Annotated in this window: 1 protein-coding gene; it reads left to right on the forward strand. The window is 54.5% G+C overall.

Annotated elements, in window-relative coordinates; translation table 11 throughout:
* Window positions 1–195: 195 nt before the first annotated feature.
* Window positions 196–330, forward strand: coding sequence for a hypothetical protein (locus AWU74_RS13255; protein ID WP_282955534.1), 135 nt, complete (start codon window positions 196–198; stop codon window positions 328–330).
* The last annotated feature ends 92 nt before the right edge of the window (window positions 331–422 follow it).

The following is a 422-nucleotide window of genomic DNA, read 5'->3' on the forward strand; positions in this document are numbered from 1 at the left end:
CCCTGTATCATGACAGATGTTTTTGCACCTTGTTAAGAGGTTTTAGGTAAAACACGACGTCAAACAAGCCGCTTGTAAGCCTCCGGGCGGCGCGTAAAAGCCTGCAAGTCACGCGCAAGAGTCTGCGAGCGGCTTAAGAACCACGCATCCGCGGGACGCGCGTAAATGTTTATGTTGGCTTGAAAAATACGCTGAATGAATGAGGGCACACTCATGCGCCGCTCGCAAAAACCTATGGGCTGCTTCCCGAAGGCCGGAAAACGGCGGGGAAAACCGGCAGTCCCCGCGCATAAAAACGCGCCGCCCAGTCTGACGCTGAGCGGCGCATGAGTATCTGTCGAGTTCTTCAGATAGGTGAAGCGTACAGGCCCTTGCCTATAGGTTAACATTTACGCGCGTTCCTCGGATGCGGGGGTCTTAAG

It is taken from the genome of Treponema endosymbiont of Eucomonympha sp. (assembly GCF_001028545.1).

Excerpts from the sequence above, each read along its gene's own strand:
- AWU74_RS13255 (WP_282955534.1), top strand. The coding sequence starts at position 196 with ATGAATGAGGGCACACTCATGCGCCGCTCGCAAAAACCTATGGGCTGC.